This is a genomic window from Janthinobacterium sp. BCJ23 (assembly GCF_059617945.1).
This window is the reverse complement of record NZ_JCAQAW010000007.1, coordinates 63,868-79,597: the sequence shown is the minus strand read 5'-3', so window position 1 is coordinate 79,597 and position 15,730 is coordinate 63,868. Positions and strand designations below refer to the sequence as shown.

16 protein-coding genes are annotated in these 15,730 nt (G+C 64.7%); 10 read left to right on the top strand and 6 right to left on the bottom strand.

What is annotated here, in order from left to right; all coding sequences use genetic code 11:
* Nucleotide 1: 1 nt before the first annotated feature.
* Together AC54AG_RS20555 and AC54AG_RS20550 are read right to left on the bottom strand one after the other, a co-directional pair.
* Nucleotides 2–535: a DUF4256 domain-containing protein gene (locus tag AC54AG_RS20555; RefSeq protein WP_496631466.1), complete on the bottom strand. Its 534-nt coding sequence runs from the start codon at nt 533–535 to the stop codon at nt 2–4.
* Between the two features lie 64 nt (nt 536–599).
* Complete coding sequence (locus AC54AG_RS20550; RefSeq protein ID WP_496631465.1) at nt 600–1,520, bottom strand: LysR family transcriptional regulator; 921 nt, start codon at nt 1,518–1,520, stop codon at nt 600–602.
* Nucleotides 1,521–1,605: 85 nt separating this feature from the next.
* Between AC54AG_RS20550 and AC54AG_RS20545 the strand changes: the two genes are divergently transcribed.
* Complete coding sequence (locus AC54AG_RS20545) at nt 1,606–2,838, top strand: MFS transporter (RefSeq protein ID WP_496631464.1); 1,233 nt, start codon at nt 1,606–1,608, stop codon at nt 2,836–2,838.
* Here the strand turns inward: AC54AG_RS20545 and AC54AG_RS20540 are convergent.
* Entirely contained in the window at nt 2,803–3,696 is an 894-nt protein-coding gene (locus AC54AG_RS20540; RefSeq protein WP_034749920.1) for a LysR family transcriptional regulator, read from the bottom strand. The genes AC54AG_RS20545 and AC54AG_RS20540 overlap by 36 nt on opposite strands.
* A 173-nt stretch (nt 3,697–3,869) precedes the next feature.
* Here AC54AG_RS20540 and AC54AG_RS20535 point away from each other — a divergent pair, with 173 nt between their 5' ends.
* Both AC54AG_RS20535 and AC54AG_RS20530 read left to right on the top strand, forming a co-directional pair.
* Complete coding sequence (locus AC54AG_RS20535; RefSeq protein WP_496631550.1) at nt 3,870–4,901, top strand: alpha/beta hydrolase; 1,032 nt, start codon at nt 3,870–3,872, stop codon at nt 4,899–4,901.
* The gene (locus AC54AG_RS20530; protein ID WP_496631463.1) at nt 4,898–6,082 is read left to right on the top strand and encodes an MFS transporter; all 1,185 of its coding nucleotides are present in this window, start codon (nt 4,898–4,900) and stop codon (nt 6,080–6,082) included. The genes AC54AG_RS20535 and AC54AG_RS20530 overlap by 4 nt, the downstream gene beginning before the upstream one ends.
* A 19-nt stretch (nt 6,083–6,101) precedes the next feature.
* Here the strand turns inward: AC54AG_RS20530 and AC54AG_RS20525 are convergent, their stop codons facing one another.
* Nucleotides 6,102–6,995: an EamA family transporter gene (locus AC54AG_RS20525; RefSeq protein ID WP_319992866.1), complete on the bottom strand. Its 894-nt coding sequence runs from the start codon at nt 6,993–6,995 to the stop codon at nt 6,102–6,104.
* A gap of 77 nt (nt 6,996–7,072) precedes the next feature.
* Between AC54AG_RS20525 and AC54AG_RS20520 the strand changes: the two genes are divergently transcribed.
* Nucleotides 7,073–7,561 carry an Lrp/AsnC family transcriptional regulator gene (locus AC54AG_RS20520; RefSeq protein ID WP_331777979.1) on the top strand — a complete coding sequence of 163 codons (489 nt, stop codon included), beginning with the start codon at nt 7,073–7,075 and terminating at the stop codon, nt 7,559–7,561.
* Nucleotides 7,562–7,616: 55 nt separating this feature from the next.
* Nucleotides 7,617–8,294 (top strand): GNAT family N-acetyltransferase, encoded by a 678-nt coding sequence (locus tag AC54AG_RS20515; RefSeq protein WP_496631462.1) that lies wholly within the window; start codon nt 7,617–7,619, stop codon nt 8,292–8,294.
* Here AC54AG_RS20515 and AC54AG_RS20510 read toward each other — a convergent pair.
* Nucleotides 8,291–8,806 carry a hypothetical protein gene (locus AC54AG_RS20510; RefSeq protein ID WP_496631461.1) on the bottom strand — a complete coding sequence of 172 codons (516 nt, stop codon included), beginning with the start codon at nt 8,804–8,806 and terminating at the stop codon, nt 8,291–8,293. The genes AC54AG_RS20515 and AC54AG_RS20510 overlap by 4 nt on opposite strands.
* 124 nt (nt 8,807–8,930) lie before the next feature.
* Between AC54AG_RS20510 and AC54AG_RS20505 the strand changes: the two genes are divergently transcribed.
* Nucleotides 8,931–9,314 (top strand): glutaredoxin domain-containing protein, encoded by a 384-nt coding sequence (locus tag AC54AG_RS20505; RefSeq protein ID WP_034749913.1) that lies wholly within the window; start codon nt 8,931–8,933, stop codon nt 9,312–9,314.
* Nucleotides 9,315–9,334: 20 nt separating this feature from the next.
* Here the strand turns inward: AC54AG_RS20505 and AC54AG_RS20500 are convergent, their stop codons facing one another.
* Nucleotides 9,335–9,571, bottom strand: a complete 237-nt coding sequence (locus AC54AG_RS20500; RefSeq protein WP_034749909.1) for a DUF3820 family protein — start codon at nt 9,569–9,571, stop codon at nt 9,335–9,337.
* Between the two features lie 144 nt (nt 9,572–9,715).
* Here AC54AG_RS20500 and AC54AG_RS20495 point away from each other — a divergent pair, with 144 nt between their 5' ends.
* The 4 genes from AC54AG_RS20495 to sppA all read left to right on the top strand — a co-directional run bounded on the left by AC54AG_RS20495 (nt 9,716) and on the right by sppA (nt 15,729).
* Nucleotides 9,716–10,927, top strand: coding sequence for an MFS transporter (locus AC54AG_RS20495; RefSeq protein ID WP_034749907.1), 1,212 nt, complete (start codon nt 9,716–9,718; stop codon nt 10,925–10,927).
* Nucleotides 10,928–11,013: 86 nt separating this feature from the next.
* Nucleotides 11,014–12,231: a YeeE/YedE family protein gene (locus tag AC54AG_RS20490; RefSeq protein ID WP_496631460.1), complete on the top strand. Its 1,218-nt coding sequence runs from the start codon at nt 11,014–11,016 to the stop codon at nt 12,229–12,231.
* An 81-nt stretch (nt 12,232–12,312) separates the two neighbouring features.
* On the top strand, nt 12,313–13,791 hold the full coding sequence (locus tag AC54AG_RS20485; protein WP_496631459.1) for a sodium:solute symporter: 1,479 nt from the start codon (nt 12,313–12,315) through the stop codon (nt 13,789–13,791).
* A 63-nt stretch (nt 13,792–13,854) separates the two neighbouring features.
* Complete coding sequence (gene sppA, locus AC54AG_RS20480) at nt 13,855–15,729, top strand: signal peptide peptidase SppA (protein ID WP_070302140.1); 1,875 nt, start codon at nt 13,855–13,857, stop codon at nt 15,727–15,729.
* Nucleotide 15,730: the final 1 nt, after the last annotated feature.

Genomic DNA, 15,730 nt, shown 5'->3' with positions numbered 1-15,730 from the left:
GTCAGACGCGCAGCAAGCCACGGAAACCCCGGCTCGCATAATACGAGTCGGCGCCATTGTGATAGACGAAGACCTGCTCATAGCGGCGGTCGCAAAACAGGGCGCCGCCCAGCGCACGGATGCTGTCCGGCGTCGCGATCCAGCTCGAGGTCTTGCGGTCGAACGGTTCCAGTTCCTGCAACTGGCGGTACTGCGTTTCCGTCAGCAGTGTGACTCCCATCGTTTGCGCCATGGCCATGGCGCTGCCGGCCGGCTTGTTGGCCTTGCGCGCGGCCAGGGCATCAGCATCGAAACACAGGCTGCGCCGGCCGAGCGGGCTTTCTGCCGAACAATCGCAAAACGTGACGGCGCCCGTGCCGCCGGCGTGCCCGATGACGTCCGGTTCGCCGCCCGTGTCTTCCATTTGCTCCAAGACCGCCAGGCTGGCGGGAGCGGCATTCAGCCGCGCCAGCACCTTGTCCCACGTCCATCCTGGATGGCGGTGCATGTGCTTGCTGAAGCGGGTTTGCAAGGTATGGATCAAGTCATCGTGCATGGCGCGGTTCCCTGGAAGTTCAACGATACGGCCGATTATAAGACGCGATGTGGGCAGGTGGCGCTCACCCCAGCTGCACTTTTTCCAGCAGATAATCGAGCATCACGCGCACCCTGGCCGGCACTTGCAAGCCCGGTCCCACGAAGACGGCGTGCACGAGTTCCCTGTCGCCCGGATTGTAGTCCTGCAGCACGGGAATCAAATCGCCCCGCTCGATATCGCGCAGCACGTGCTGGCGTGAAAAGCGTCCCAGTCCCATGCCGGCCAGCACCAGCTGGCGCATGCTTTCGCCATCGCTGACGCAGGTATTGCCCTGCGGCGCCACCTGCATCGTTCCGCCCGCGCCATCGAGGAAGGGCCAGGTTTCGTTCTGGCAGCGGAAGTTGAACGCCAGCAGATTGTGCGTGGATAAATCCTGCGGCGTGTGCGGCAAGCCGTGGCGTGCCGCGTAGGCGGGCGAGGCCACGACGACCATCGCGTCTTCGCCCAGCTTGCGCGCCACCAGGTTCGATTCCTTCAGCTTGCCCGTGCGGATGGCGATGTCGGTGCGGTCTTCCAGCAAGTCGACGATGGCGTCGCTGACGACGACGTCGAGCACGATGTCGGGATAGCGCTGCGTGAACTCGGGCAGGATGGGCAGCAGATGGCGTACGCCGAACGGCACGAAACAGTTGATGCGCAAGCGCCCGCGCGGCGCCGCGCCTTGCGATGCTTCGCGCTCGGCGCCGTCGATATCGTCGAGGATGCGCTTGCACTGCACGAAGAAGGCGTCGCCCTCGGGCGTCGTGTGCAGCTGGCGCGTGCTGCGCTGGAGCAAACGGGCGCCGAGCCGCGCTTCCAGGCGGTTGACGAGCTTGCTCACGGCCGATGGCGTCAAGGCCAGGCGGCGCGCGGCGGCGGAGAACGCCCCCGTTTCCACCACGGCGACGAAGACGGCCATCTCGAACGCGCGGTTGATGTCTTGCCTGGCCATTATTGAATCCATTTCACAGGTGTTTCCATTATCGGAGTCTATATCAAAAGCGGAATGCCCGATACACTGGCTGGCTTGAACTCAGCCGGAGAATGCCATGACCACCGCAAGCCCTGTTTCCCCTCAAACAAGCAAGATGCCGCCCGGCGTGCTGGCACTGGCCGTCGGCGCCTTTGCCATCGGCGTGACCGAATTCATCGTCGTCGGCATCTTGCCAAGCATCGCGAAAGATTTGCGAATTTCCATCGAATCGGCCGGCTCGCTCGTGAGCCTGTATGCGCTGGCGCTGGCCATCGGCACGCCGCTGCTGGTGCTCTTGATGTCGCGCCTGCCGCGCAAGGCGGCCCTGCTGGGGCTGATGAGTGTGTTCCTGGCAGGTAACCTGCTGGCAGCGTTTTCCCACACGTTCGAACTGTTGCTGCTGGGGCGGGTCATCACAGCCGTCGCGCACGGCACCTACTTTGCCATCGGCGCCACCGTGGCCGCCAGCCTGGTGGACAAGGCGCAGGCGGGCAGGGCGATTTCCGTGATGTTCGCGGGATTGACCCTGGCCATGGTGATCGGCGTGCCGTTCGGCAGCTTCCTCGGCAATTTGATGGGCTGGCGCTTGCCCTTCTTTGCCGTGGTGGTCCTGGCCGCGCTGGGCCTGGCCGCCATGGCGCGCTGGCTGCCGGCCGGTTTAGTGCAAGGCAAGGGCGGCAAGGCCATGACGCAGCTGGCGGCCCTGGGCAGCGGTCCCATTTTGACCATGATGGCCGTGACGACGTTCGGTTTCGGCAGCAGCTTTGCCGCCTTTACGTTTATCACGCCCATCCTGACGGACGTGACAGGTTTTTCCGCCACCATGGCCAGCGCCTTGCTGATCGTGTTCGGCGTCGCCACCTTTGCTGGCAACCTGGCGGGCGGCTACCTGACGAGTCACCTGGGCTGGCAAAAGGCCTTGCGTGTGATGCTGCTGTTGCTGGCCGTTACGCAAGCGGGCGTGGCGCTCAGCATCAGCTCGCAGTGGATGATGACGGTGATGCTGTTCGTCTGGGGCGTGTTCGCCTTCGGCCTGTCGCCCGCCCTGCAGGCCGGCATGCTGGCCACGGCCGAGCGCTACACGCCGCACGCCGTCGATTTCGCTTCGGGCCTGAACATTTCCGCGTTTAACCTCGGCATTTCCTTGGGTTCCATGCTCGGTGCGCTGATGGTCTCGCGCCAGTTGATGGCGTCGTCGCCGTGGGCCGGCGTGGCAGCGGCATTGCTCGCCTTGCTGCCGCTGGCCTGGCTGGCGCGCAGGAACGTGGCGAAATCAGGCGCGGTAGCGCAGCGCCTCCACGAAGGCTGAAAACGCGGGCGTGGCCTGGCGCCGGTTCGGGTAGTACAGGTGGTAGCCCTGGAAGGTGGGGCACCAGTCGGCGAGGATTTCGACCAGGCGGCCATCGGCCAGGTAGGGCGCCAGCAGGGGCTCGGGCACATACGCCAGGCCGATGCCGTCGAGCGCCGCATTGAGCACGTGCATGATGCTGTTGAACACCAGCTGGCCTTCGGCCTTGACGGCAAAGGCTTGGCCATCCTTTTCGAATTCCCAGGCGTAGATGGCGCCAGCGGGCCGGTGGCGGATATTCACGCAAGCGAATTCCGTCAGCGCATGCGGCGTCGCGGGCGCCCCATGGCGCGCGAAATACGCGGGCGATCCCACCACGGCCAGGCGCCAGTCGGGGCCGATGCGCACGGCGATCATGTCCTTGCTGATCGCTTCGCCCAGGCGGATGCCGGCGTCGAAGCGCTGCTCGACCACATTCGTAAAGCCGTAGTCGACCACCAGTTCCAGGCTGATGTCGGGATAGTCGCGCAGGAAGCCGGCCAGCATGGGGCGCAGCAGCAGTTCGATATGGTCGTCGGTGCAGGTGACGCGGATAGTGCCGCGCGGCTTGTCGCGCAGCGCGCCCAGCGCCTCGACCTCGGCGGCGATCTGCTCGAACAGGGGCGCGATGGCCAGCATGAGCTTTTCGCCCGCGTCGGTGGGCGCCACGTTGCGCGTGGTGCGCGCCAGCAGACGCACGCCCAGCCGTTCTTCCAGGGTGCGGATGGTATGGCTGAGCGCGGACGCGGTGATGCCCAGCCTGGCGGCGGCCTTGGTAAAGCTGCGTTCCCGCGCCACGGCGAGGAAGGCTTGCAGATCGTTGACTTTGGTTTGGCTCATTGCTGAATTTTTCTCACAACTACATCAAGATTGTACCCGCTAATCAAAAGAGCTTGCCTGCGTCAAGATGGTGCCCTGACTTTTAAAGGAGCATGGGCATGAAGACAACACGCATGAAAACGACAGCTGGCCGCCGCGAATTCGTCAAGGCCGCGGGCACGGGTATGGCGGCACTGGGCGTCCTGTCCGTCCTTGGCGCACCCATTTTCGCATCCGCCGCGCCGGCCTTGCCAGCCATGCCCGATGGCGCCGACAATTTCTACAAGAGCGGCAAGGTGACGGTGCAGCCGGTGCGCTTCCGGAACCAGTATCAGATGACGGTTGCCGGCAATCTGTTCCTGCCGGCGCAGCTGGACCCCGCTTGCCGGCACGCTGCCATCATCGTTGGCCACCCGATGGGCGCCGTCAAGGAGCAAAGCGCGAACCTGTATGCGACCAAAATGGCCGAGCAGGGCTTCGTCGCCCTGTCGCTGGACCTGTCGTTCTGGGGCGAGAGCGAAGGGCGGCCGCGCAACGCCGTCTCGCCCGATATCTACGCCGAGGATTTCAGCGCGGCCGTCGATTTTCTCGGCGCACAAGCGGTTGTCGACAGCGAACGCATCGCCGCCATCGGCATTTGCGGCAGCGGCAGCTTTGTCATCAGCGCGGCCAAGATCGACCCGCGCATCAAGGCCGTCGCCACGGTGAGCATGTACGACATGGGCAGCGCCAGCCGCCATGGCTTGCGCCGCACGCAAACGCTGGCGCAGCGCCAGGCTTATATCGCTGCGGCCGCGCGCCAGCGCCAGGTGGAATTTGCCGGCGGCGCCACCGCGTACACGAGCGGTACCTTGCCCGAGCTGAGCGCCAACCCAAGTGCTATCGAACGCGAATTCCACGACTTCTACCGCACGCCGCGCGGCGCCTACATCCCTGCCGGCCAGCTGCCCGAGCGCGCCACCCGTCCCACCTTGAGCAGCAACGTCAAGTTCATGAATTTCTATCCCTTCATCGATATCGAGACGATCTCGCCCCGTCCGCTGCTGTTCATCACGGGCGACCAGGCGCACTCGAAGGAGTTCAGCGAGGATGCCTACCGGCGCGCCGCCGAGCCGAAGGAGCTCCATTACGTTGCCGGCGCCGGCCACGTCGACCTGTATGACCGCGTGACCCTGATCCCGTGGGACAAGCTGGCGTCGTTCTTTCAGCGCGCCCTGGCGGCATGAGCGCGGTCCGCAGCGAGGCGGCAGCGCCCGCGTTCTGGGGCGGCATCTTTGCCATGACCCTGTGCGTGTTCACCCTGATCGCTTCCGAATTCATGCCGGTCAGCCTGCTCACGCCCTTGGCGGCGGACTTGCGCGTCAGCGAAGGCCTGGCCGGCTATGGCATCGCCATCTCGGGCGCCTTCGCCGTGCTGGCCAGCCTGTCCATCGCTACCCTGGCGGCATCGATGAACCGCAAGACCTTGCTGCTGCTGTTGACGGGCCTGATGTGCGTGTCGGCGCTGGTGGTGGGACTGGCCACCAGCTACGCGATGTACATGGCGGGGCGCGCGCTGATTGGCGTGGTGGTGGGGGGATTCTGGTCGATGTCGGTCGCCGTGGCGATGCGCCTCGTGCCCAGCCACAGCGTGCCCAGGGCGCTGGCCATCTTCAACGGCGGCAATGCGCTGGCGACCGTGGTGGCCGCGCCGCTGGGCAGCTATCTGGGCGCCAGCATCGGCTGGCGCGGCGCCTTCCTGTGCCTGGCGCCCGTGGCGCTGCTGGCGCTGGCCTGGCAGTGGCGCAGCCTGCCATCGATGCCGGCGGCGCCGCGTTCGGCCCGTTCCGGCCAAATCTTGCGCCTGCTCGAACGCCGTCAGGTGGCCCTGGGCATGCTGGCCGTCGGCGCGTTCTTCATGGGGCAGTTCGTGCTGTTTACCTATGTGCGTCCGTTCCTGGAAAACGTCACGCGCGTCGGCGTGCCCACCTTGTCGATGCTGCTGCTGGCGATCGGCGTGGCCGGCTTCATCGGCACGGCGCTGATCGGCGTCGTGCTGCGGCGTGGCCTGTACCGCACGCTGGTCGCCATTCCCTTGCTGATGGCCGCCATCGCGCTGGCCCTGCTGGCGTTCGGCGACGAGCTGGCGCCCGTCTTCGTGCTGCTGGGGCTATGGGGATTGCTGGCGACGGCCGCGCCCACGGGCTGGTGGTCGTGGCTGGCGCAGACCTTGCCTGATGACGCCGAAGCCGGTGGCGGCCTGATGGTGGCCGTCGTCCAGCTGTGCATCGGCTTCGGTTCCACCGTCGGCGGCATCCTGCTCGACGGCTACGGCTTTCGCGCCACCTTCACGGCCAGCGCCGCGCTGCTCGTGCTGGCCGCGCTGCTGGCCTGGCGCACGGCCAGGCAGCACGAGGCATCGTCATGATCTATGCCAGCTTCACGATTTATATTCGGGCCTGAGCACCAGCCGGCGCAGCGCGTCTCTGGCGCTGCGCCATGTACGAACTGCCCATCGACGCGGCCATGATCATGGCAATCGCCAGCCATTGCCCGGCACCGAGGCGCTCGTCGAGCAGGATGTACGCGAGCATGGCGGCCACGGCCGGCTCCATGCTGCTCATGATGCCGAACGCTTGCGGCGTCAGCCGCTTCAGGGCCACCATTTCCAGCGAGATCGGTATCGCGCTGGAAATGAGGGCCACGCCCAGGCCTACGCCCAGCACGATGGGCGAGAGCAGGGCGGCGCCGCTGTGCATCACCCCGACGGGCACGACCACCAGCGCGGCCATGGCCAGGCCCAGCGAGACGGAATGGCCCGCATGCAGATGGCTGGCGCGCTTGCCGAAGACGATGTACGAGGCCCAGCAGACGGCAGCGCCCAGGGCGAACAGCACGCCCGTGGGATCGAGGTTGCTGACGTCGTGGCCGAGCGGCAGCAGCAGCGCCAGTCCCGCCACGGCCAGGGCCACCCAGACAAAGTCGAGCGGGCGGCGCGAGGCCAGCAGGGCCACGGCCAGCGGGCCGGAAAACTCGATCGCCACGGCGATGCCGAACGGGATCGTGCGCAAGGCCATGTAGAAGCACAGGTTGGTCAAGCCGAGCGCGGCGCCGTACAGGGCCACGGTGCGCAGGTCGGCACGGCTCAGCTGCCAGCGCCACGGGCGCCAGAACAGCAACAGCAGCAGCGCGGAAAAGCCCACGCGCACGGCCGTCGTGCCCTGCGCGCCCACGAGCGGAAACAGGCTGTGCTTGGCCCATGAGGTGCCCAGTCCCAGGCAGGTGACGGAACCGAGGATGGCCAGCAGGGGAATCAACGAGGAATAGCGGCGTAATGGCATGGTGATAAAAGGCTTGATATCGGAATAGTGAAAGTTTATTGTGTCTGCTCCGAGTTTTGCACTGCATTTTGACCTTCATGACGCAACTTTCGCTCACACCCTCCGTCACGCTCGACGCCTTCGACCTGGCCATCCTCGACATCTTGCAGCGCGATAACACGACATCGCAGCGTGAAATCGCCCAGGCCGTGCACTTGTCGGCACCGGCCGTGCAGCGGCGCATCCGCCGCCTGCGCGAGAGCGGCGTGATCCGCAATGAAGTGGCCGTGCTCGACGCGAGCCGCGTAGGCCGCCCCCTGATCCTGACGGTGGAAGTGCATCTGCACGACGAGCACCCGCAGCGCACGGCCGGCATGCGCGCGCGCATCATGGCCGAACCTGCCATCCAGCAGTGCTACGGGATCACGGGCGAGGCCGATTACCTGCTGATCATTACCGCCAGCAGCATGGCCGAATATGAGGCGCTGACGGAACGCCTGTTCGGCGGCGACGACAATATCCGCCGCTACCGCACGTCGGTGGCACTGACTTGCCTGAAGATGGGCTTGCACGTGCCGCTGGGGTAGGCGGAAGATTTTCCCTGGCATAAGCGGGACAGGGACGAATGTAGGAGCATGAAAATTGGAAGAACAAGGAATGTCGAATCTGGCCGATCCCGGCCTGCTTGCCGCCTGGCTGGCGGCACGTTCGATCGCGCGCGGCCTGGCGCTGCCCGTGCCCGATCACGGCGGATGGCGCGTCGATACGGGCTTGCCGGGCGAAATCCGGCGCCACGTTTTTGCGGGACCTGTTCCAGGCATCAGCGCGCTGGCAGCGTCGATCCACGGTCCGCATATCTTCATCAAGATGTGTGGTGACGGGGAGCAATTGCTGGCGCTGTTACCGCCGCGATGGCAACTTTGCCCCGGCGGCTATTTCATGACCCATGAAGGCACTCTGCAGGCGCCGGACCTGCCTGCCGGCTACCGCCTGGACGTGGCAACATCACAGGAAATTACGACGGCGCATATTCTGGCCGAAGATGGCGGTATTGCCGCCAGCGGCCATGCCGTCGAATATGCCGGTGTCTTTGTCTTTGACCGCATCGTCACCGAGGCCGGCCACCGGCGCCGGGGTCTGGGGCGGGCGCTGATGGCCGCGCTGGCGGCCAGGCAACGATCGGCCAGCGCGCGCCGGGTGCTGGTGGCAACGGACGATGGGGCGAAATTGTATGCGAGCCTGGGCTGGCATAGCGAATCACCCTATTCGACGGCAACGATTGTTCAGGACGGCATACGGCATCCGCCATCGAGCCGCTAGGGCTGCGCGTCGCGTTCGCGGCAGCTCAATGAGGCGTAATGGCCTTGCGGCAGCCTGGCCTTGATGGCCACCTCGCTCAATGCATGTTGCATATCGACCGGGTCGGTCAGGGTGCAGTGCTGGGCGCTGGCGAACGCTTGCAGGTTTTGCGTGTTGCCGCGTACTTTCACCGTCACGCCGGCCCCGGGGCCGACGCAGCAGCCTATGTATTGCGAGATGTATTCTTCCTCGATGAGCACCAGTTCATGTCCCATGAAGCTGGCCGGTTTCTTCAGCAAATAATAGTCTGTGTAGTCGAAGCGCTGGTCGGGACGCTTGCCGATATAGCCTTCGCGCATGTAGGCGGCGATGGCCTTGCCCGAGGTGCCCACCCTGTCCGTCGTGCCCTTTTTCAGGTGCAGGGCGTGGAGCAGGCCGCTTTCAAGGCCGGGATCGGCGGCGTGGGCGCTGGCGCAGCTGGCGGCCAGCAGCAGAGCGCCGAGCAGGCACCGGCTGCGGCGCCATTCAAGCATGGGATGGATGTCTTGCATATATTTGACGCGAAGGGGAGGAGAGGCGCAGTGTAGCCCACGCCAACCTGTCTGCGTGGCACAATGCGTGATCCGCACGCCACGTGCCACTCATCCCAGGACTTTCATGACCCGCGCCATCCTTGACCAAGCCCAGATCCATTCCGCCGCCCGTCCCTTGATCGGCAGCAAGCACAAGGACATAGTGCGCGAGGTGCAGGCTGCCATCGCCGCGCACCAGGTGGTCGTCGTCGGCATGGCGCTCAATCCGTTTCCGCGCAAGGCACGCAAGATCCTTGACGTGCTGGGCACGCCCTACCAGTACCTGCAATACGGCAGCTATCTGAACCAGTGGCACCGCCGCAACGCCCTCAAGATGTGGACGGGCTGGCCGACGTTTCCCATGGTCTTTGTCAACGGCGTGCTCATCGGCGGCGCCAGCGAGCTGCAAAAACTCGTGGAAAATGGCGAGTTCAGCGCCATGCTGGCAAAGAAAGTGCGCGAGTTCTAAGACCCGCCTGACTGCTATCCTTACTCGCCCGGCCGCCACGGCGACTTGCGCGTGCGCAAGGGGTCGAGCAAGCTCCTTAAGTCGTTGTGGTCGAGCTCGTACATCAGCGCGATTAAACTGCCCAGTTCGCCCGAGGGAAAGCCTTCGCGCGCGAACCAGCCCAGGTAGTGTCCCGGCAAGTCGGCCAGCAGCCGTCCCTGATATTTCCCATATGGCATTTCGCGCGTGACCAGCAGCGCCAGTTTTTCTGAATTCATGGTGGTGACCCCGTGTTGATGCAGCCAGTGTAGCAGACCATCAAATTGTTGAGTTGCGCGCAACTATCTTCTTCCCATGGAGGTATTTTTCGGCACAAAGAAAACCCCGATACTGCACGCCAACATCTTTTATCGGAGTTTTTCATGCCCATTGCCTTGCTCGCGCTGACCCTCAGCGCATTTGCCATCGGAACCACCGAGTTTGTCATCGTGGGGCTGTTGCCCACCATCGCCGCCGACCTGGGCGTGAACCTGCCGTCGGCCGGCCTGCTGGTCAGCCTGTATGCGCTGGGTGTCGCCGTCGGCGCACCCGTGCTGACTGCCCTGACGGGCAAGATCCCGCGCAAGACCTTGCTGTTGTCGCTGATGGTCTTGTTCACCCTGGGTAACTTGCTGGCGTGGAAGTCGCCCGGCTATGAAACCCTCGTCGTCGCCCGCATCCTGACGGGGCTGGCGCATGGTGTGTTCTTCTCGATCGGTTCGACCATCGCTACGTCATTGGTGCCGAAAGACAAGGCGGCCAGCGCCATTGCCATCATGTTTACGGGTTTGACCGTGGCCCTGGTGACGGGCGTGCCGCTGGGCACCTTCATCGGCCAGCATTTCGGCTGGCGCGAAACCTTCCTTGCCGTCTCGGCCCTCGGCCTGGTGGCGTTCATCGGCAGCCTGCTGTACGTGCCGTCGACCATCGCCCACAGCAAACCGGCTTCCCTGCTGCAGCAAGTGCAGGTACTGGCCCAGCCGCGCCTGCTGCTCGTGTATGCGATGACGGCCGTCGGCTATGGCGGCTCCTTCATCGCTTTTACCTATCTGGCGCCGATTTTGCAGCAAGTGTCGGGCTTCAGCGCCGGCGCCGTGGGCGTGGTGATGCTTGTGTATGGCGTGTCCGTGGCGTTCGGCAATATCTGGGGCGGCAAGCTGGCCGACAAGAAGGGCCCCGTCAGCGCCTTGAAACTGATCTTTTTGCTGCTGGCGTTTGTTTTGCTGCTGCTGACCTTCACGGCGCCGCATCCGGTGCTGGTCGTCATCACCGTGCTGCTGTGGGGCGCCGTGGCCTTCGGTAACGTGGCCGGGTTGCAAGTGTATGTCGTGCAGCAAGCGGAGCACTTCACGCCCCGCGCCGTCGATGTGGCGTCGGGCCTGAATATCGCCGCTTTCAACCTCGGCATCGCCGGCGGCGCCTGGGGTGGCGGCCTGATCGTCGAACACCTGGGCCTCGTGCACACGGGCTGGATCGGCGCGCTCGTCGTGCTGGGTGCCTTCGGTCTGACAGCCTTGAGCGGCCGGATGGATCACTTGAATCCGATTCCTGTGCGTGCCGGCGGTGAAAAGTCGATCCATGCGGTGGGGCACTAGGCTAGCCTGATCTGCCAGTAAGTTTCTGGCAGAAAACACCGAAACGGGCGAGAATGACGTTTACTTTCCTCTTGCCCATATTTCCCATGTCCGATACAGCAATGTCACCGCTGCGCCTGCGCGCCGCCATCAATCCAAAACCGCTGGGCGTCGCGCTTGTGCTCATCGTGCTCGGCGCCTGGTATTTGGCGCAAACCGTCGGCGCCACATTGTCCGCGCTGTACGTGGTGGGCGCCTTGCTCGGCATCACCCTATATCACGCGGCCTTCGGTTTTACGTCCGCCTGGCGCGTCTTCATCGCCGATGGGCGCGGCGACGGCTTGCGCGCACAAATGCTGATGCTGGCCGTCGGCGTGGCGGTGTTCTTCCCCGCGCTGTCGGCCGGCACGCTGTTCGGCACGCCCGTCGCTGGCCTCGTTTCTCCGGCCGGCACCTCGGTGATCTTTGGCGCCTTCATCTTCGGCATCGGCATGCAGCTGGGCGGCGGTTGCGCGTCCGGCACCCTGTACACGGTGGGTGGGGGCAGCACGCGCATGCTCATCACCCTGGCCGCCTTCATCGTCGGCTCCGTGATCGGCACGGCGCACATGCCGTTCTGGACGTCGCTGCCACAGCTCCAGCCCATTTCCCTCGTGACGACCCTGGGCCTGGTGCCCGCGCTGGCGCTGAACTGGATCGTCTTCGCGCTGATCGCCGGCATCACGGTCTTCGTTGAAAAGCGCCGCCATGGCAAGCTCGTCGCCACGCCATTGCGGCCCGCGCAGGCGTCGCCCTGGCTGCACGGTCCGTGGCCGCTGGTGGCGGGCGCCGTTGCACTCGTTGTGCTGAACTTCGCCACTCTGGCGCTGTCGGGCCGCCCTTGGGGCGTGACGTCCGCGTTCGCGCTGTGGGGCGCGAAGGCCGCGTCCGTGGTCGGCATCGACACGGCCAGCTGGGCCTACTGGTCCACCAAGGCCAACGCGGCCGCGCTGGCCGCGCCGCTGACGCAAGACAAGACGTCCGTGATGGACATCGGCATCGTGCTCGGTGCCATGCTGGCCGCCGCGCTGGCCGGCCGCTACGCGCCCGTGTGGCGCATCCCGCGCCGTTCGGTGATCGCCGCCATCGTCGGCGGCTTGCTGCTCGGCTACGGCGCGCGCCTGGCCTACGGCTGCAATATTGGCGCGTATTTCAGCGGCATCGTCTCGGGCAGCCTGCACGGCTGGCTGTGGCTGGTCTGCGCCTTTCTGGGCAACGTCGTCGGCACGCGCTTGCGTCCGTGGTTCGGTCTGGAAGTGGAGCGCGTGAAACGCAGCGGCTGCTGATGCCTGATTGACCGGGGGCATTGCTGTACGCTTTGTTGTATATTGCTGCCCCTGTTCCTTTTTGCCGCCAGCGCAACGCCCATGTCGCCCCTCATCCTGTTTGCCGTCGTCCTCGCGTATTTCCTGATCTTGCTGTGTGTTGCGTGGCGCACGTCGCGCCATGCGACCAACGACAGTTTTTTCATCGGCAACAAGGATAGCAACTGGATGCTGGTGGCCTTCGGCATGGTGGGCACGACACTTACGGGTGTGACCTTCATCAGCGTGCCTGGCGCCGTGGGCAGCAACGGTTTCGGCTACATCCAGCTGATGATCGGCTATGTACTCGGTTACCTGGCCATCACTTTCATCTTGCTGCCGCTGTACTACCGGCTGCAGCTGACCTCGATTTACCGCTACCTGGAACTGCGCCTGGGACGCCGCTCCTACCAGAGCGGGGCGGCGTTTTTCATCGTGTCGCGGCTGCTGGGCGCCACAGCGCGGCTGTATCTGGTGGTCAATATCCTGCAAGCGACCATCCTCGACAGCCTGGGCGTGCCGTTCTGGCTGACGTCGTGCGCCGTGCTGCTGCTGATCCTGCTGTACACGTATGAAGGCGGCGTCAAGACCATCGTCTGGACCGATACCCTGCAAACGGCATGCATGCTGGCCGGTCTCGTCATCTGCAGCGTATTTTTGCTGCGCGAGATGGACCTGTCCCTTGCCGACAGCCTCGAACACATGCGCGCGCAGGGCCTCACGCGCATCTTCACCGTCGATCCGGACAGCCCCGCCTATGTCTGGAAGCACATCGTGGCCGGCATGTTCATCACGATTGCCATGACGGGCATGGACCAGGAGATGATGCAAAAGAATATCTCCGTGCGGACCTTGCGCGACTCGCAAAAGAATATGCTCAGCCTGACCGTGGTGCTGACGGGCGTGCTGCTGCTGTTCCTGTTCCTCGGCGGCTTGCTGCACCTGTATGCGCCGCTGGCCGGCGTGACGGCCACGGGCGACAAATTGTTCCCCGCCGTCGTGCTCGGGCATTTCCCTGCCGTGGTGCAGCTGATCTTTTTCATTGCCCTCATTTCCGCGCTGTTTCCCAGCGTGGACGGGGCGCTGACGGCGCTCACCTCCACCTTCTGCATCGATATCCTGGGCGTGCAGAGGCGGGCGGACTTGAATCCGGCCGCGCAGATGCGCTGGCGCCGCCGTGTCCACCTGGGTTTTGCGGCGCTGTTCCTGGTCCTCATCATGGCCTTCAAATGGCTTGACGATCCCAGCATGATAGGCGTTATCCTCAAGCTGGCCAGTTATACCTATGGTCCGCTGCTGGGCCTGTTCGCCTTCGGCTTGCTGAGCCGGCGCGGCGTGCGCGACCGCTGGGTGCCGCTGGTGGCCGTGGCGGGGCCGCTGCTGTGCGCGCTGATCGAACAGGAACAGGCGTTGCTGTTCGAGCATTACCGCATCGGCCTGGAATTGCTGATCCTGAATGGCGCCCTGGTGCTGGGCGGCCTGTTCTTCATTTCGACGCCGCCAGGGCAGGCCATCAAAGGCGCGGCACACTTGTCAAAATAAGACGATTCAGCCCGTTTTCAGTTATATTGATTTCCTTTAGGTACACAACCTCACGGAGCATCAATGTCACTCAACCCCTTCCCGCCGCTGCGCCGCGGTTTTGGCGCATTCTGGCGCGCGCTCGACGCCACCCGCCGCGCGGTCATCAATCTGATCTTCCTGCTGATCGTCATCGCCATCCTGATCGCCATCTTCGGCGGCGGCGCCAAGCCGCTGGCGGAAAAGACCACCCTGGTGCTGGACTTGCAAGGCCCGCTCGTGGAGGAAACCCCGGGCGGCGTGCGCGAGGCCGTGCTGGCCAATGTCAGCGGCGAAGTCAAGAAGACGGTGCAGCTGCGCGATGTGCTGGCGGTGCTCGACACGGCTTCCAAGGACAAGGACATCGGCTCGATGGTGATCCTGCTCGACGAATTGCAGGGCGGCGGCCTCGCTTCGCTGCGCGAAGTGGCGGCCGGCGTGGAACGCTTCCGCGCCACGGGCAAGAAAGTCACGGCCTGGGGTTCGAGCTACAACCAGCGCCAGTACCTGGTGGCGGCCAAGGCCGACGAGGTATTCCTGCACCCGATGGGCGGCGTCATGCTGGAAGGCTTTGGCCGCTACCGCAATTACTACCGCGACGCGCTCGACAAAGTAGGCGTGACGGTGAACCTGCTGAAAGTGGGCACGTACAAAAGCGCGGCCGAGCCTTTCATTGCCAACGGCCCGTCCGAAGCGGCGGCCGAAGCGGACCGCTACCTGAACAACGGCCTGTGGACCACCTACACGACGGATGTGGAAAAGGCGCGCAAGCTGCCGGCCGGCGCCATCATGCAAACGATCGATAACCTGCCCGCCATGATGACGGCCGCCGGTGGCGACATTGCCAAGCTGTCGCTCGATGGCAAGCTGGTCGACGGTCTGAAAACGCGCGATGAACTGCGCCAGTTCATGATGGCGCGCGGCGCGAAGAACACGGAAGGCACGAACTTCCGCCAGGTGAACTACACCGATTACCTGGCGCGTCTGCGCCCCGTGCATGTCGGCGACGCCGTCGGCGTGGTCATCGCCTCCGGCGAAATCGGCGACGGCATCGCGCCACCGGGCGCCATCGGCGGCCTGTCCACCTCGCGCCTGATCCGCCAGGCACGCGAAGACAAATCGATCAAGGCCATCGTGCTGCGCGTCGATTCGCCGGGCGGCAGCGCCTTCGGCTCGGAACTGATCCGCCGCGAACTGGAACTGACGCGCGCCGCCGGCAAACCGGTGGTCGTCTCGATGGGCAACGTGGCCGCTTCGGGCGGCTACTGGATCAGCACCTCGGCCGATGAAGTGATCGCCGACGCGGCCACCATCACCGGTTCCATCGGCGTGTTCGCGATTCTGCCGACGGCCGACAAGGTGGTGGAAAAGCTGGGCATCCACACGGCCGGCTCACCGACCACGTGGCTGGCCGACGCGGGCAACCCATTGCGTCCGCTCGATCCCCGTTTCGCGCAAGTGATCCAGGGCTCGATCAACCACGTGTATGGCGACTTCCTGAACCTGGCCGCCAAGGCGCGCAAGACCACGCCCGAGAAAATCAATGAGGTGGCGCAGGGACGCGTCTGGACGGGCTTGCAGGCGAAAGAGCGCAACCTGGTCGACCGCATCGGCAGCTATGGCGATGCGCTGGCCTCGGCGGCCAAGCGCGCCAAGCTGGGCACTGATTACCGCGTGACCTACCTGGAGCAGGAAACGTCGAACGTGGACCGTTTGATCGGCATGTTCGGTTCCAAGGCCATGGCTTCGCTGGGCCTGGGCGAACACGTGAAGCTGGGCCTGGCCACGACCGGCTTGCCGGCCGACGCGGCCCTGGGCATGGCGCAGGACCTGTCCTGGCTGTCCGGCATCACGCGCGAACATAAACCGTTCATGGCCCTCACGCACTGCCTGTGCGAGGTGCCGTTAGGCGGCAAGTAAT

Coding starts and splice junctions, on each gene's coding strand:
- AC54AG_RS20555 (WP_496631466.1), bottom strand. CDS start 535: ATGCACGATGACTTGATCCATACCTTGCAAACCCGCTTCAGCAAGCAC.
- AC54AG_RS20550 (WP_496631465.1), bottom strand. CDS start 1,520: ATGGATTCAATAATGGCCAGGCAAGACATCAACCGCGCGTTCGAGATG.
- AC54AG_RS20545 (WP_496631464.1), top strand. CDS start 1,606: ATGACCACCGCAAGCCCTGTTTCCCCTCAAACAAGCAAGATGCCGCCC.
- AC54AG_RS20540 (WP_034749920.1), bottom strand. CDS start 3,696: ATGAGCCAAACCAAAGTCAACGATCTGCAAGCCTTCCTCGCCGTGGCG.
- AC54AG_RS20530 (WP_496631463.1), top strand. CDS start 4,898: ATGAGCGCGGTCCGCAGCGAGGCGGCAGCGCCCGCGTTCTGGGGCGGC.
- AC54AG_RS20525 (WP_319992866.1), bottom strand. CDS start 6,995: ATGCCATTACGCCGCTATTCCTCGTTGATTCCCCTGCTGGCCATCCTC.
- AC54AG_RS20520 (WP_331777979.1), top strand. CDS start 7,073: ATGACGCAACTTTCGCTCACACCCTCCGTCACGCTCGACGCCTTCGAC.
- AC54AG_RS20510 (WP_496631461.1), bottom strand. CDS start 8,806: ATGCTTGAATGGCGCCGCAGCCGGTGCCTGCTCGGCGCTCTGCTGCTG.
- AC54AG_RS20505 (WP_034749913.1), top strand. CDS start 8,931: ATGACCCGCGCCATCCTTGACCAAGCCCAGATCCATTCCGCCGCCCGT.
- AC54AG_RS20500 (WP_034749909.1), bottom strand. CDS start 9,571: ATGAATTCAGAAAAACTGGCGCTGCTGGTCACGCGCGAAATGCCATAT.
- AC54AG_RS20495 (WP_034749907.1), top strand. CDS start 9,716: ATGCCCATTGCCTTGCTCGCGCTGACCCTCAGCGCATTTGCCATCGGA.
- AC54AG_RS20490 (WP_496631460.1), top strand. CDS start 11,014: ATGTCCGATACAGCAATGTCACCGCTGCGCCTGCGCGCCGCCATCAAT.
- AC54AG_RS20485 (WP_496631459.1), top strand. CDS start 12,313: ATGTCGCCCCTCATCCTGTTTGCCGTCGTCCTCGCGTATTTCCTGATC.
- sppA (WP_070302140.1), top strand. CDS start 13,855: ATGTCACTCAACCCCTTCCCGCCGCTGCGCCGCGGTTTTGGCGCATTC.